The 14,779-nt window shown below is 64.1% G+C and carries 11 protein-coding genes; 3 read left to right on the top strand and 8 right to left on the bottom strand.

The annotated features are described in order from the left end of the window. Nucleotides 1–2: 2 nt before the first annotated feature. The 5 genes from sucC to ACVWY5_RS40135 form a co-directional block, all read right to left on the bottom strand. Nucleotides 3–1,199, bottom strand: coding sequence for an ADP-forming succinate--CoA ligase subunit beta (gene sucC / locus ACVWY5_RS40155; RefSeq protein WP_028336307.1), 1,197 nt, complete (start codon nt 1,197–1,199; stop codon nt 3–5). 161 nt (nt 1,200–1,360) lie between these two features. Further along, nucleotides 1,361–2,329: a malate dehydrogenase gene (mdh, locus tag ACVWY5_RS40150; RefSeq protein WP_028336306.1), complete on the bottom strand. Its 969-nt coding sequence runs from the start codon at nt 2,327–2,329 to the stop codon at nt 1,361–1,363. A 223-nt stretch (nt 2,330–2,552) separates the two neighbouring features. Further along, complete coding sequence (gene zapE, locus ACVWY5_RS40145; protein ID WP_028336305.1) at nt 2,553–3,740, bottom strand: cell division protein ZapE; 1,188 nt, start codon at nt 3,738–3,740, stop codon at nt 2,553–2,555. Nucleotides 3,741–3,891: 151 nt separating this feature from the next. After that, complete coding sequence (gene thpR / locus ACVWY5_RS40140) at nt 3,892–4,428, bottom strand: RNA 2',3'-cyclic phosphodiesterase (protein ID WP_028336304.1); 537 nt, start codon at nt 4,426–4,428, stop codon at nt 3,892–3,894. 166 nt (nt 4,429–4,594) lie between these two features. Continuing rightward, the gene (locus ACVWY5_RS40135; RefSeq protein WP_028336303.1) at nt 4,595–5,242 is read right to left on the bottom strand and encodes a GDSL-type esterase/lipase family protein; all 648 of its coding nucleotides are present in this window, start codon (nt 5,240–5,242) and stop codon (nt 4,595–4,597) included. Nucleotides 5,243–5,297: 55 nt separating this feature from the next. Between ACVWY5_RS40135 and ACVWY5_RS40130 the strand changes: the two genes are divergently transcribed. The 3 genes from ACVWY5_RS40130 (at nt 5,298) to ACVWY5_RS40120 (ending at nt 9,612) form a co-directional block, all read left to right on the top strand. Beyond that, nucleotides 5,298–6,017 (top strand): ABC transporter ATP-binding protein, encoded by a 720-nt coding sequence (locus ACVWY5_RS40130; RefSeq protein WP_028336302.1) that lies wholly within the window; start codon nt 5,298–5,300, stop codon nt 6,015–6,017. Further along, the gene (locus tag ACVWY5_RS40125; protein WP_028336301.1) at nt 6,014–8,584 is read left to right on the top strand and encodes an ABC transporter permease; all 2,571 of its coding nucleotides are present in this window, start codon (nt 6,014–6,016) and stop codon (nt 8,582–8,584) included. The genes ACVWY5_RS40130 and ACVWY5_RS40125 overlap by 4 nt, the downstream gene beginning before the upstream one ends. Before the next feature lie 236 nt (nt 8,585–8,820). Beyond that, the gene (locus ACVWY5_RS40120) at nt 8,821–9,612 is read left to right on the top strand and encodes a Bax inhibitor-1/YccA family protein (RefSeq protein WP_021078796.1); all 792 of its coding nucleotides are present in this window, start codon (nt 8,821–8,823) and stop codon (nt 9,610–9,612) included. A 343-nt stretch (nt 9,613–9,955) separates the two neighbouring features. On the opposite strand, the gene ACVWY5_RS40115 is transcribed toward ACVWY5_RS40120, so the two are convergent. From ACVWY5_RS40115 to acnA, 3 genes are all read right to left on the bottom strand, one after another. Continuing rightward, nucleotides 9,956–10,327, bottom strand: a complete 372-nt coding sequence (locus ACVWY5_RS40115) for a DUF2794 domain-containing protein (RefSeq protein ID WP_028336300.1) — start codon at nt 10,325–10,327, stop codon at nt 9,956–9,958. A gap of 537 nt (nt 10,328–10,864) precedes the next feature. Next, the gene (locus ACVWY5_RS40110) at nt 10,865–11,626 is read right to left on the bottom strand and encodes a DUF1223 domain-containing protein (protein ID WP_028336299.1); all 762 of its coding nucleotides are present in this window, start codon (nt 11,624–11,626) and stop codon (nt 10,865–10,867) included. Between the two features lie 226 nt (nt 11,627–11,852). After that, entirely contained in the window at nt 11,853–14,573 is a 2,721-nt protein-coding gene (gene acnA / locus ACVWY5_RS40105; protein ID WP_028336298.1) for an aconitate hydratase AcnA, read from the bottom strand. Nucleotides 14,574–14,779: the final 206 nt, after the last annotated feature.

Raw genomic sequence — 14,779 nt, 5'->3', positions numbered from 1 at the left:
CGTTAGCCTCCCTTGACGGCTTTCACGATCTTCTGTGCAGCGTCATCGAGGTTGTCGGCGGGCAGGACGTTGAGGCCGCTCTCGCGGATGATCTTCTTACCCTGCTCGACATTGGTGCCTTCGAGGCGCACCACCAGCGGCACCTTGAGGCCGACCTGCTTCACCGCGGCAACCACGCCCTCGGCGATCACGTCGCACTTCATGATGCCGCCGAAGATGTTGACCAGGATGCCCTTCACGTTCGGATCGGCGGTGATGATCTTGAACGCGGCCGCGACCTTCTCCACGCTGGCGCCGCCGCCGACATCGAGGAAGTTCGCCGGCTCCATGCCGTACAGCTTGATGATGTCCATGGTCGCCATGGCGAGGCCGGCGCCGTTGACCATGCAGCCGATCGTACCGTCGAGCGCGACGTAGTTGAGATCGTATTTCGACGCCTCGATCTCCTTGGCGTCTTCCTCGGTCTCGTCACGCAGCGCGACCACGTCCGGATGACGATAGAGCGCGTTGCTGTCGAACGACACCTTGGCGTCGAGCACGCGAAGCTGGCCCTGCTTGGTGACGACGAGCGGATTGATCTCGAGCATCGCCATGTCCTTGGCGGCGAAGGCGGCATAGAGCTGGCCGGTCAGTTTCTCGGCCTGCTTGGCGAGATCGCCGGTCAGCTTCAGCGCCTTGGCAACAGTGCGGCCGTGATGCGGCATGATGCCGGTCGCGGGATCGACCGAGAACGAGACGATCTTTTCCGGGGTCGAATGCGCGACCTCCTCGATATTCACGCCGCCTTCGGTCGACACCACGAAGGAAATTTCGGAGGTCTCGCGATTGACCAGGATTGAGAGGTAGAACTCCTTGTCGATGTCGGAGCCTTCCTCGATGTAGAGGCGATTGACCTGCTTGCCGTGCGGACCGGTCTGCACCGTGACCAGCGTCGCGCCGAGCATCTGCTTGGCGAATTCGCTGACCTCGGCGGCCGACTTGGCGATGCGGACGCCGCCCTTGTCGCCGGCCGATGCTTCCTTGAACTTGCCCTTGCCGCGGCCGCCGGCATGGATCTGGCTCTTGACCACCCAGATCGGGCCGGGCAGCTGCTTGGCCGCCGCGTCGGCCTCTTCCGGCTTCAGCACCGGCACGCCGCGCGAGATCGGCACGCCGAATTCATGCAGCAAAGCCTTGGCCTGGTATTCATGGATATTCATGGAAAGACGCTCCCAAACCCTCGTGCGGCGACCTTTTACGTCAGCCTTGAGACTGGCATACCATATACCAAAGCTCGCGCAACTAAAAAACCCACCGAAATTTCATTGCCTTGCACCCGACAGGCGATTGAAACCGCCTATCGGGCCATTGCCAATCGAGATTACTTGCCGAGCAGATCGGGCGCGATCTTCTTGCAGGCGTCGACCAGGCCCTGCACCGCACCGACCGACTTGTCGAAAGCCTCGCGGTCCTTACCCGCCAGCTCGATCTCGACGATGCGCTCGACACCCTTGGCGCCGACCACGACCGGCACGCCGACATACATGTCCTTCACGCCGTACTCGCCGTTGAGATAGGCGGCGCAGGGCAGCACGCGCTTCTTGTCCTTCAGGTAGCTCTCGGCCATCGCGATCGCGGACGCGGCCGGCGCGTAGAAGGCGGAGCCAGTCTTGAGCAGGTTGACGATCTCGGCGCCGCCGTTGCGGGTGCGATCGACGATCTCATCGATGCGCGCCTGCGAGGTCCAGCCCATCTTGACGAGGTCGGGCAGCGGAATGCCGGCGACGGTCGAGTAGCGGGTCAGCGGCACCATGGTGTCGCCGTGGCCGCCGAGCACGAAGGCGGTGACGTCCTCGACCGAGACGTGGAATTCGTCGGCCAGGAAATAGCGGAAACGCGCGGAGTCGAGCACGCCGGCCATGCCGACCACCTTCTTGTGCGGCAGGCCCGAGGCCTTCTGCAGCGCCCACACCATGGCGTCGAGCGGGTTGGTGATGCAGATGACGAAAGCGTCGGGCGCGTACTTCTTGATGCCGGCGCCGACCTGCTCCATGACCTTGAGGTTGATCGAGAGGAGATCGTCGCGGCTCATGCCGGGCTTGCGCGGCACGCCGGCGGTGACGATGCAGACCTTGGCGCCGTCGAGCGCTTCATAGGAATTGGCGCCGACCAGATTGGAATCGAAACCGTCGACCGGCGACGACTGCGCGATGTCGAGCGCCTTGCCCTGCGGCACGCCCTCGGCAATGTCGAACAGCACGACGTCTCCGAGTTCCTTGAGGCCGACGAGGTGCGCCAGCGTTCCGCCGATCTGTCCGGAGCCAATCAGAGCAATCTTGTCGCGTGCCATGGGAAATCAGTCCTTTGAACTGTGTACGGGAGGGAGGGAAGTCGGTTGCAAGGGTGGTTATCCCTTTCGAATGATCCATTCAAGTCGCGGCCTGCCCGATTGCGGGCCCTGCCTGGAATTCGATCAGGCATGCCAGCAACATCCGCCCCGGAGACACGAAAAGTTGCTCCGAACCAGACCGCGCGCAAGACGATATTTCGAGACGGAATTTCGAGGCTGAATTTCAGGTCTCGACCAAGCCGGTCGACGCGCCGCTCGCGGAGGAGTCCTTCCGGCCGTGCGGCAGCGCCAGGTAGGATTCCGAGCTCATTTCGATCAGGCGCGAGGATGTGCGCTTGAACTCCATCGCCTCGACGCCTTCGGTCGCAAGGTACAGCGACACCGGATCGGCCTCGGCCGAGGCCATCAGCTTCACGGCATTGTCATAGAGCGTGTCGATCAGCGAGATGAAGCGCTTGGCGGCATTGCGCTCAGCGTAGTCCATCACCGGAATGTGGTCGATCAGGATCGTATGGTAGTCGTGCGCAAGCCTGAGGTAGTCGGACGCGGCCAGCGGCTTCTCGCAGATGTCCATGAAGCTGAAGCGCGCGACGCCGTGCGCCGAGCAGGGCACGTTCAGGATCCGTCCCTTGATCGGAATGAGGCGCGCCTTGCACGGCGCATTGCCGGTCATCTTGCGCCACGCCGCATTGAGCGCGGCATCGGCCGCGTCATCCGCGGGCACCAGCCACATCTTGACGCCGACGAGTTTCTCCAGCCGGAAGTCGGTGCGCGCATCGAGCCGCAACACGTCCATGTGGTCGGAGATCTGCGCAATGAACGGCAGGAACAGCGCGCGATTGAGCCCGCCCTTGTAGAGATCATCCGGCGCAACGTTCGACGTCGCGACCACGACGGTGCCGAGCTCGAACAGCTTTGCGAACAGCCGGCCGAGGATCATCGCATCCGCGATATCGGTGACGTGAAATTCGTCGAAGCAGAGCAGCCAGGCTTCGTCGAAGATCGCCTGCGCGGTGAGCGCGATCACGTCGCCATCCGCGATCTCGCCGCGCGCGATCTGCTGACGATAGCCGTAGATGCGCTCATGCGCCTCGGCCATAAATTCATGGAAATGCGCGCGGCGCTTGTGCTCGACCGGGCTCTGCTGGAAGAACAGATCCATCAGCATGGTCTTGCCGCGGCCGACCTCGCCGTGGACGTAGAGCCCGCGCGGCGGCTTGTCGTCCTTGTCGCCGCCGAACAGCCGCCCGAACAGGCCTGGCTTGCGCTGCGGCTTGTAGCTCGCGAGCCGCTCATCCAGCGCGCCGAACGCCTCGGCGGCGCGGGCCTGCGCGGGATCCGCCTCGATCGCGCCGGAGGCGACCAGGGACTTGTAGTGCTCGAGAAAGGAACTGGGCGAGGTGGACAGCATGAGCCCACCTTACGGCCCTAGTGCGCGGCAAATTGCAAGCCGTGAATTGTGCCAGTGGGTATGCAGGCAGGTATGCAAGCGCGAACCCTTGCATACCACGGCCGACCGCACGAGCTTTGCCGGGGCGCCTTAAAACGCGATCTGCAACACCTTACGCGCAGAGGTCATAGGAATCTTCGACCACGTAAGGACCGCCACCGGTCGACGCGCGCGACGAGAACAGCACGAAGCGGTCCGCCATGAAGCTGCGGCTCGGGAAGTAGCCGCGCACGGACAGATAATCCGCGACGTCCTGGCTCGAAGCGTCATGCAAACGCGCGAGCGTGACATGTGGCGTGAATTTTCTGCCCTCGGGATTGAGCCCCATCCGCTGCATCATCCGCTCGAGCTCGGCCTGCAGTTCGATCAACGGCCGACTCGGCTCGACGGCGGCAACCACCGCGCGCGGCTTGCGTCCGCCGAAGCTCGACAGGCCCTGCAGTTTGACCTCGAACGGCTTGCGGTTTACCCGAAACAGCATCGTCGCAATCTCGTTGGCCCACATGCCATCGATATCGCCGATGAAGCGCAGAGTGACGTGATAATTTTCGGGATCGATCCAGCGTGCGCCGGGAAGGCCGCCACGCAAGCTGGAGAGGGTTTGGCCGATATCGGCCGGAATTTCCAGTCCAGTGAACAGACGCGGCATCGCAATAATCCTCGATGCTTGGCGCGGGTTTTGGGAGCCCGCACCCTGTAACGGCCCGGCGACGAATCACCGATGCCTATTTGTACCCGAGATATGTGACTCTGCGAAGCATGACCCGTTAACAGCTCGTAAACCTACGGACACGGCACGGCTCACTGCCTGCGTTTCAACTGCGTTGTCCTGATATTGCGCCGAGAAATGCCTCCACTGTGGGCAGGATATTTTTCACAACGATGTCCACACCTGCTGCCGTCGGATGCATGCCGTCGGCCTGGTTGAGCTTGGCGTCGGCGGCAACGCCATCGAGGAAGAACGGATAAAGCGGCACGCCAAGTGTCTTCGAGAGATCCGGATAGATCGCGTTGAACTTCGCTGCATACTCACTGCCATAGTTCGGTGGCGCGAGCATGCCGCACAAGAGCACGGCGATCTTGCGCGCCTGCAACTTTGTGATGATGTCGGAGAGCGCGGCGCGCGTAACCGCGGGATCAATGCCGCGCAAGGCATCGTTGGCGCCGAGCTCGACAATCACGGCATCGGTTCCATCAGGCACCGACCAGTCGAGCCGCTCGCGGCCGCCTGAGGCGGTGTCGCCGGACACCCCGGCATTGCTCATCTCGACCTTTATCCCCTTGGCTTCCAACGCCTTTTGCAGCCGGATCGGGAACGCCGCCGGACCCGGGAGGCCGTACCCGGCGCTCAGGGAATCGCCCAGGACCACCATCTTGATCGGCTTCGCCGGGCCTTTCTCCAGCCTTGGCGTCTGCGCGCTGGCCGCCGTCATCAAGCCCATAAGCAACACGAGTATGTGCACGAAGATTCTCAACCGGCCCTCGACCGCAGCTGCGGAAGTGCCATATGACCGAACCATGGACAGTCTCATCGAATCCTCTTCACTGACCGACGTCGAGCCGGACACCATTGCCGTCAGGAACGTCAATCTCTCGCTCGGCACCGGCGCGGCACGGGTCCATATCCTCAAAGATATCAGCCTTCGTGTGGCGGCGGGTGAGGCCATCGGCCTGATCGGCCCGTCGGGCTCGGGCAAGTCGACCTTGCTGATGGTGATGGCGGGGCTCGAACGTCCTGACAGTGGAGAAGTGGTCGTCAACGGCACCTCGTTCAATGCCCTCGATGAAGACGCGCTGGCGCGCTTCCGCGGCCGCCAGGTCGGCATCGTCTTCCAGTCGTTCCATCTGATCCCGACCATGACGGCGCTGGAGAATGTCGCGGTGCCGCTCGAGCTCGCCGGCAATCCCGATGCCGCTGCGCGCGCCGCGCAGGAGCTGCAATCGGTCGGGCTCGGCGAGCGCCTGCATCACTATCCGACGCAGCTCTCCGGTGGCGAGCAGCAGCGCGTCGCGATCGCGCGCGCGCTCGCACCCGATCCCGCGATCCTCGTTGCCGACGAGCCGACCGGGAATCTCGACGAGACGACGGGCAAGCAGATCGTCGACCTGTTGTTCACCAAGCACGCCGAGCGCGGCATGACCCTGGTGCTGGTGACGCACGATCTCGCGCTCGCGCAGCGCTGCGACCGCGTCGTGCGGCTGCGCTCCGGCCGCATCGACGGACAATCCACGACATGAGCATCGCGTCCGAAGTCGCGGTGCAGGGCCGCGCGTCGTCGCTTGCCTTCCGTTATGCGCTGCGCGAATTGCGCGGCGGCCTGCGCGGCTTCTACGTGTTCATCGCCTGCATCGCGCTCGGCGTGATGGCGATTGCCGGCGTCGGCTCGGTCGCCGCGAGCCTTGGCGACGGCCTGTCCCGCGAGGGACGCACGCTGCTCGGCGGCGACGTCGCATTCTCGCTGATCTCGCGCGAGGCCAAGCCCGACGAGGTCACCTATCTGCGCACGCGCGGCGAGGTTTCGATCGCGGCCACGCTGCGCGCGATGGCCCGCAGCAATGACGGCAAGCTGGCGCTGGTCGAGCTCAAGGCCGTCGACGGCAAATATCCGATGCTCGGCGAGCTGACGCTCGAGCCGAACATGTCGGTCGCCGATCTGCTCGCCGAACGCGACGGCGTCTACGGCGCGGCCGCCGATTCGACGTTGCTGGCGCGGCTCGACCTGAAGCTCGGTGACCGCGTCACCATCGGCAGCGCGACCTATCAGATCCGCAGCGTGGTGGTGGCCGAGCCCGACAAGCTCGCCGGCGGCGTCGGCCTCGGGCCACGCTTCCTGGTCAGCGAAACCAGCCTGCACGCCACCGACCTGCTGCAACCGGGCAGCCTGGTGCGCTGGATCTACCGCGTGAAACTGCCTGACGGCGCCAACGACGATCGCGCCACCACCGCGCTGATCGACGGTGCACGCAGCGCAGCGCCGGAGGCCGGCTGGGAGGTCCGCAGCCGCAGCAATGCCTCGCCGCAGCTCGAGCGCACCATCAACCGCTTCACCCAGTTCCTGACCCTGGTCGGCCTCGCGGCGCTGCTGGTCGGCGGTGTCGGCGTCGCCAACGCGGTGAAGAGCCATATCGACCGGCGTCGCGACGTCATCGCCTCGTTCAAGGCGCTCGGCGCCACCGGCCGCGACGTCTTCACGATCTACTGCACGCAGGTGGTGGTGCTGGCCGGGATCGGCTCGGTGATCGGGCTCGTGCTCGGCGCGGCGCTGCCCTTCGTCATCGTCGGCCTGTTCGGTAGGCTGCTGCCGCTGCCGGTGGTGCCCGCGCTGCACCCCGACGAGCTCGCGCTGTCCTTCATCTATGGCCAGCTCACCGCGCTGGCGTTCGGGCTGTGGCCACTCGGCCGCGTCCATGACGTGCCGGTCGCGGCGCTGTTCCGCGAGACCGTCACCAGCGAGTGGCATCGCCCGCGCTGGAGCTATCTGGCGCTGATGGCCGTGGTGATCGCGCTCCTGATCGGCGTCGCGATCGGGCTTGCCTATGACAAGCGGGTCGCCGCCGTGTTCGTCGCCTCGTCGATCGCGGTGTTCCTGCTGCTGCGCGGAATTGCCGAGCTCCTGATGGCGGTGGCGCGGCGGTTGCCGCGCAGCCGCATGACCATGCTGCGGCTCGCGATCGCCAACATCCACCGGCCGGGCGCGCTGACACCGTCGGTGGTGCTGTCGCTGGGGCTGGGGCTCGCTGTGCTCGTCACCATTACCCAGATCGACGGCAATCTGCGTCGGCAATTCCTGGCCGCCCTGCCGGAGCGGGCACCGTCGTTCTTCTTCATCGACATCCCCTCCACCGAGGCCGACCGCTTCAATGCCTTCCTGGCCAAGGTCGCCGCCGGCTCGACCGTCGAGGACGTGCCGATGCTGCGCGGACGCATCGTCGCCGCGCGCGGCGTCAAGGCCGACCAGCTCAAGCCGTCGGTCGATTCGGAATGGGTGCTGCAGAGCGACCGCGGCCTGACCTATACCGGCGAAATCCCCAAGGGCTCGAAGATCGTCGAGGGCGAATGGTGGGGACCGGACTACAGCGGACCCCCGCTGGTCTCGATGGAGAAGAAGATCGCCGACGGCCTGTCGTTGAAGATCGGCGACGAGATCGTCGTCAACGTGCTCGGACGCGACGTGCCGGCGAAGATCGCCAACCTGCGCAACATCGACTGGCAGGGCCTCGGCATCAATTTCGTGCTGGTGTTCTCGCCGAATGCCTTCAAGGGCGCGCCGCACAGCCATGTCGCGACCCTGACGGAACCACATGCCGATTCCGCCGACGACGCGCGCATCATCAAGCAGGTCGCCGACGCGTTCCCGATGGTGACCAGCGTGCGGGTCCGCGAAGCGCTGGAGACGGTCGGCAGCGTGGTCAGCAATCTGGTGCTGGCGATCCGCGGCGCCAGCGCCGTGACGCTGATATCCGCAATCCTGGTGCTCGGCGGCGCACTGGCCGCCGGACACCGTCACCGCGTCTATGACGCCGTGATTCTCAAGACGCTCGGCGCCACGCGGGTGCGATTGCTCGGCGCTTACGCGCTAGAGTATCTGATGATCGGTTTTGCAACCGCCGTGTTCGGGGTGATCGCCGGCTCGATCGCGGCCTGGCTGATCGTGACGCGGCTGATGACGCTGAGTTTTATCTGGCAGGCCGGCAGCGCCGCGCTGGTCGTGGTCGCCGCGCTGGTCGTCACGGTCGGACTGGGGCTCGCCGGGACGCTGCTCGCGCTAAACCAGAAGCCGGCCTCAGTGTTGCGGAATTTGTGACAAAATGTAGCGGCGCGAGCGCCCGTTTTTGCCTATAATGCTAGGGTAGAGCGACATTCGGCCGCGCGTGGAAGCTTGCGTCGGATGTGTTAATTTCCCACATACCAATCGGGTCGGATAGTCGGTTTGAATGACACGGAAATTAATGTTCCGCAAACCGAGCCATCTGAGATAGATTTACGACCGGCGCCGCAAATCCCTTGCGCTCCACCGGGACCAACCACGGGAATTCGACCATGTCGGACCTAGACCGCAACTACGCTTCTCCTTTCGGCCGGGCCGCCGGGCGCATTGACGCTGCGGCCGTCGACGCCGGTCTGCGCGCCTACATGCTGCGCATCTACAACTACATGAGCATCGGCCTGGCCATCACCGGCCTCGCCGCGCTCGGCGTCTACATGGGTGCGGTGACGACCGACCAGTCGGCCGCCGTCGCCAAGTTCGGCAACGCCTATCTGACGCAGTTCGGCTACGCGATGTTCGTGAGCCCGCTGAAGTGGCTGTTCATCCTCGCCCCTCTGGCGATGGTGTTCGTCATCTCGGCCGGCATCAACCGCCTGCAGCCCGCGACCGCCCAACTCCTGTTCTGGGTGTTCTCGGCGCTGATGGGCCTGTCGCTGTCGTCGATCTTCCTGGTGTACACGCACACCTCGATCGTGCGCGTGTTCTTCATCACCGCGGCGACGTTCGGTGCGCTGAGCCTCTACGGCTACACCACCAAGCGTGACATGAGCGGCATGGGCTCGTTCCTGTTCATGGGTCTGATCGGCATCATCATCGCGAGCCTGGTCAATCTGTTCCTGGCGAGCTCGGCGCTGCAGTTCATCGTGTCGGTGGTCGGCGTGCTGGTGTTCGCGGGCCTCACCGCCTGGGACACCCAGCGGCTGAAGAACGACTACATCTACGGCTACGCCTCGCAGGGTGGCGTGATGGCAGAGCGTGCGGCAATCACTGGTGCGCTGTCGCTCTACCTGAACTTCATCAACCTGTTCACGCTGCTCCTGCAGCTGCTCGGCCAGCGCGACTAAGCGCATCGAGCGGAGCCGATCGATCCGAGCCCCGGCCACACGGCCGGGGCTTTTCTTTTGCGCGAGGCAAAATGCGGCATAGCCCGGATGGAGCGCAGCGTAATCCGGGTAAGTCTTTGGAGAGACCGGCCCAGGATTGCGTACGCTTCATCCGCGCTACGGTTTCTTCTCCTCCCCCCGAAAGGGGGAAGGTCGGGATGGGGGTCAGCCGCAGACGACGGCGTATGTGGAGGGAGAATATCCCCACCCGCTTTGCTCTCGTGAGCAAAGCGACCTCCCCTTTTCAAGGGGAGGGTCGGAACGAGAGTAGCCCGGATGGACCCAACGGGTCGCGCGAACGCGCTTAGACCAGCGACAGCTTGCGATCGATCACGAACAGCACGCGTTCCAGTTCATGGCCGCGGCGGAGGATCAGGCCGGTCGCTGAAATCACGCTGTACATGCCCTGCTTGCGCGCAAGCCGGGGATCCTTCTCGATCCGGTAGATCGGCATTTCGGATGCGCGCCGGAACACCGAGAACACGGCACGGTCCTTCAGGAAGTCGATCGCATAATCGCGCCACTCGCCGTCGGCGACCATGCGGCCGTAGAGATTGAGAATGCGGTTGAGCTCAAGTCTATTGAATGTCACGCGGTTGGGCTGAGGGGTCGCGGCGGCGGTGCGCGCCGCGGCACGACTCCCGCTCGGATCAGTGTCCTCCGAGATCAAACTCATCGAGCGCCTCCTGTCACCTCGGTGACGATCGGGTTCCGAAGGCCCCTGTTCGGGATCGTCACGAGAGTGACATGATCGCGCTAAGCGAGGGGGCCCGCAAGGGGCCAATCGCAATGCAACCGGGCCTTAACCACCGCCGCGCGCGGCGGATTGTCCGGAAAACCGCAGAGTCACGGGAACGTTAGCGGAATCATATTGCTGCCCCACTTCCGCCCATCGCCCGCCCCGCTGCCCTGCGAAAAGGAAATCCTGCGTTGGCCCGGTCCTTTCGGTTCCGGATTCCTCAGCCCCCAGCCCCCCGGGGCCGTCGGGATCGGGCCTGTTCGCAGGGGAGTCAAATCCCAACACTGGGCCAACGAAAGTTGGTCCTTTTTGTTTTGGGGCCTGCGCAAGCGAGACGCGCGCAAAGCCCCCGCCCTTCCTTTCGGCAAATCACTGAATGCAGGTTTGTCGCCATGCGCAGCTGACGACAACATGCGTGCGGCCAGCGACGCGACTGGCCGAAGCCAGCTTATCGCGCCTTACTGTGGCGAGGCGCTAGTGAAGCGAGGTGAAGGCAGCGCCGAGCATCGGGCCCGGCTTGTCGCGGTTGCCGTCCTGGACGTACACCGCAGCAGCATCGACACCGTCACGCGTGATGTTCTCCAGCGGCACGGTCCAGCTCCCGGACGAACCGTTCCAGTCGCCGACCTTGAGGAGATTGCGCACCACGTTGTGGTAGGTGATCTCGCGGCCGCGGTTCTCGCCGCGCGCGATCGAGATCGGCACCGACTTGGAGATCGAGCAGATCCAGACCTCGCCGCGCGACACTGCGGGCGACTTCGATGCGGCGACCGACACATTGATCTGCTTGCCGGTCAGCGTCATCGTCACCGGCACCGACATCACGCTGCCGCCCTTCTCGGTGTCCTTGATCGCGCTCTCGATGCTGGCGCGGTCGCTGCCGATCACATGCGCGGAGCCGTTGATCACAGCCTGCGGCGTGTAGACGTCGCGGTCGCCGCGCACATGCGAATAGGCCTTCTGGCGCGCGCTGAAACGGGAATCGGCCAGCGTGTCCTTCCAGCCGAGATAGTCCCAATAGTCGATCGGCATGCTCAGCGCGATGACGTTGGGGTCCTTCGCGAGGTCACCGATGATCTTGTCCGCGGGCGGACAGGACGAGCATCCCTGCGAGGTGAAGAGTTCGACGACAGCACGCGGATCAGCGTGGGCGGGGCGGATGATCGCGACGATTGCGCAGATGCCAAGGGCGCTCGACCATCGCGAGATACAGTTATAGGCCATCATCGCTGTCATACTGCGAACCAGTCGTGATGATTTCCATCCGTAATTGTACGGAGCATGAAGTCTGTCCCTGAACTTGCGTGCCCCAAAACGCGAGAAAGCGGCCTTTTCATAGGCCGCCTTCTTTTTAGCCGCTACTCACTAAGCAGTGAGGCACCGATCACAAATCCGCGTTGGAGCATGGTCCGGAAAAGTGTGAAGCGGTTTTCCGGATAGACCATGCTCAAACAAGGGGCCCTTAGGCCGCGAGTTTGCGCAGCACATAATGCAGGATGCCGCCGTTGCGATAGTAATCGAGCTCGTCCAGCGTATCGATGCGGCAGAGCAGCGGGACATCCTTTTTGCCGCCGTCAGCGGAGACGATCTCGGCCGTCAATGTCTGGCGCGGCTTCAGATCGCCCTGCAGCCCGCGGATCGTGACCTTCTCGTCGCCCTTGAGGCCGAGCGAGGACCACGACGTGCCGTCCTGGAAGGTGAGCGGAAGCACGCCCATGCCGACCAGGTTGGACCGATGGATGCGCTCGAAGCTCTGGCAGATCACCGCGCGCACGCCGAGCAGGCGGGTGCCCTTCGCGGCCCAGTCGCGCGACGAGCCGTTGCCGTATTCGGCGCCGGCGAACACCACCAGCGGCACGCTCTCCTGCTGATACTTCATCGCGGCGTCGTAGATCGACATCTGCTCGCCGTCGGGCCAGTGCCTGGTCAAACCGCCTTCCGGAATGTTGCCGTCGGCGCCCTTCAGCATGAAGTTCTTGATGCGGATGTTGGCGAAGGTGCCGCGCATCATCACTTCATGGTTGCCGCGCCGCGTGCCGTACTGGTTGAAGTCGGCGGGGCGCACCTGGTGCTCGCTGAGGAACTTGCCGGCGGGCGAGGTCAGCTTGATCGAACCGGCCGGCGAGATGTGGTCGGTGGTGATCTTGTCGCCGAACATCGCGAGAATCCGCGCATCGACCACGTCGGTGACCGGGTCGGGCTGCTTCTTCATGCCTTCGAAATAGGGCGGGTTCTGCACATAGGTCGAGCTCATGTTCCAGCGATAGGTCTCGCTTTCCGTGGTCTTGATCTTGCGCCAGTTGGTATCGCCCTTGAACACGTCGGCATACTTCCTCTTGAAGATCGTCGCGGTGACGTACTTCTTCATGAAGGCGTTGATCTCCTTGGCGGTCGGCCAGATGTCCTTGAGGAACACCGGCTTGCCGTCCTTGCCGATGCCGAGCGGCTCGACCGCGAGATCCTTGGTCACGGTGCCGGCGAGCGCGTGCGCGACGACGAGCGGCGGCGAGGCGAGGTAGTTGGCCTGCACGTCGGGCGAGACGCGGCCTTCAAAGTTGCGGTTGCCCGACAGCACGGCGGCGGCAACGATGCCGTTTTCGTTGATCGACTTCGAGATGTCTTCCGGCAGCGGGCCGGAGTTGCCGATGCAGGTCGTGCAGCCGAAGCCGACCAGGTTGAAGCCGACCTTGTCGAGATCGGCCTGCAGGCCGGAATTGGCGAGATATTCCGCCACCACCTGGCTGCCCGGCGCGAGCGAGGTCTTCACCCACGGCTTGGCCTTGAGGCCCTTGGCGGCCGCCTTGCGCGCCAGCAGGCCGGCGCCGATCAGCACGCTCGGATTCGAGGTGTTGGTGCAGGAGGTGATCGCCGCGATCACGACGTCGCCATGGCCGAGATCGAAGTCACGGCCCTCGACGGCATAACGCTTCTGCTCGCCCTCGGGCTTCTTGTATTCGCCGACCAGCGCGGTCGCGAAACCGGTCGACACCGCCGGCAGCGCGATGCGGCCTTCGGGGCGCTTCGGCCCGGCCATCGACGGCACGACGTCGCCGAGGTCGAGCGTCAGCGTGGTGGTGAACACCGGGTCGGTCGACTTGGCGGTACGGAACAGGCCCTGCGCCTTGGCATAGGACTGCACCAGCTTGACGCGATCGGCCTTGCGGCCCGAGGTCTTCAGGTAATCGATGGTCGCGGCGTCGACCGGGAAGAAGCCGCAGGTCGCGCCATATTCGGGCGCCATGTTGCCGATGGTCGCCTTGTCCGCGACCGAGAGATAGTCGAGGCCCGGGCCGAAGAACTCGACGAACTTGCCGACCACGCCGAGCTTGCGCAGCATCTGGGTGACGGTCAGCACGAGGTCGGTCGCGGTGACGCCTTCCTTGAGCTGGCCCTTGAGCTTGAAGCCGACCACCTCAGGCAGCAGCATCGACAGCGGCTGGCCGAGCATGCAGGCCTCCGCCTCGATGCCGCCGACGCCCCAGCCGAGCACGGCGAGGCCGTTGACCATCGTGGTGTGCGAGTCGGTGCCGACCAGCGAGTCGGGATAGGCGACCTCGAAGGTGCCGGTCTTCCGGCCGACCGTCATCTTCTCCTTCTTGGTCCACACCGTCTGCGCCAGATATTCGAGATTGACCTGGTGGCAGATGCCGGTGCCGGGCGGCACCACCGAGAAGTTCGAGAACGCCTTCTGGCCCCACTTCAGGAACTCGTAGCGCTCCTGGTTCTGCTTGTATTCCTCGGTGACGTTCTTCGCGAACGCCTTGTTGTCACCGAAGAAGTTGACGATCACCGAGTGGTCGATGACGAGATCGACCGGCACCAGCGGGTTGATCTTCTCGGCATCGCCGCCGAGGTTCTGCATCGCGTTGCGCATCGCCGCGAGGTCGACCACGGCCGGGACGCCGGTGAAATCCTGCATCAGGACGCGCGCCGGGCGGAACGCGATCTCGTGTTCGAGCTGGCGCTTCTTCAGCCACTTCGACACCGCAACGATGTCTTCCTTCTTGACGGTGCGGCCGTCCTCGTTGCGCAGCAGGTTCTCCAGCAGAACCTTCATCGAATACGGCAGCTTCGAAATCCCCTTCAGTCCGTTCTTCTCTGCCTGGGGCAGGCTGTAATAGACGTAGGACTTGCCGCCGACCTTCAGGGTCTTGCGGCATTTGAAGCTGTCGAGCGAGGTCATGCGAGGAATCCCAATTCTCAGTTATACCCGGCAAGGGTAACTAAACACCGGCGATCGACACTGGCCAAGGGATGGCCTGGGGTGGGTTGCGGCCGCCGATTGTGTGTGCTGCATCAAGTTCCGGGCTTATAGAACCTTTCTAGAAGCGCCGCCACACCGACAAGCGTGCGACAGCGTTGCGCGACCCAAAAATTCTCACGCGGTAG

The organism is Bradyrhizobium sp. USDA 3256 (assembly GCF_054058275.1).
The sequence above is the reverse complement of the archived record's forward strand: the minus strand, read 5'-3'. Positions and strand labels throughout refer to the sequence as shown.

Bases quoted from the DNA above. Each gene is read 5' to 3' on its own strand.
- mdh (WP_028336306.1), bottom strand. From the start codon at position 2,329: ATGGCACGCGACAAGATTGCTCTGATTGGCTCCGGACAGATCGGCGGA.
- ACVWY5_RS40125 (WP_028336301.1), top strand. From the start codon at position 6,014: ATGAGCATCGCGTCCGAAGTCGCGGTGCAGGGCCGCGCGTCGTCGCTT.
- ACVWY5_RS40110 (WP_028336299.1), bottom strand. From the start codon at position 11,626: ATGACAGCGATGATGGCCTATAACTGTATCTCGCGATGGTCGAGCGCC.
- ACVWY5_RS40130 (WP_028336302.1), top strand. From the start codon at position 5,298: ATGGACAGTCTCATCGAATCCTCTTCACTGACCGACGTCGAGCCGGAC.
- ACVWY5_RS40120 (WP_021078796.1), top strand. From the start codon at position 8,821: ATGTCGGACCTAGACCGCAACTACGCTTCTCCTTTCGGCCGGGCCGCC.
- zapE (WP_028336305.1), bottom strand. From the start codon at position 3,740: ATGCTGTCCACCTCGCCCAGTTCCTTTCTCGAGCACTACAAGTCCCTG.
- sucC (WP_028336307.1), bottom strand. From the start codon at position 1,199: ATGAATATCCATGAATACCAGGCCAAGGCTTTGCTGCATGAATTCGGC.
- acnA (WP_028336298.1), bottom strand. From the start codon at position 14,573: ATGACCTCGCTCGACAGCTTCAAATGCCGCAAGACCCTGAAGGTCGGC.
- thpR (WP_028336304.1), bottom strand. From the start codon at position 4,428: ATGCCGCGTCTGTTCACTGGACTGGAAATTCCGGCCGATATCGGCCAA.
- ACVWY5_RS40115 (WP_028336300.1), bottom strand. From the start codon at position 10,327: ATGAGTTTGATCTCGGAGGACACTGATCCGAGCGGGAGTCGTGCCGCG.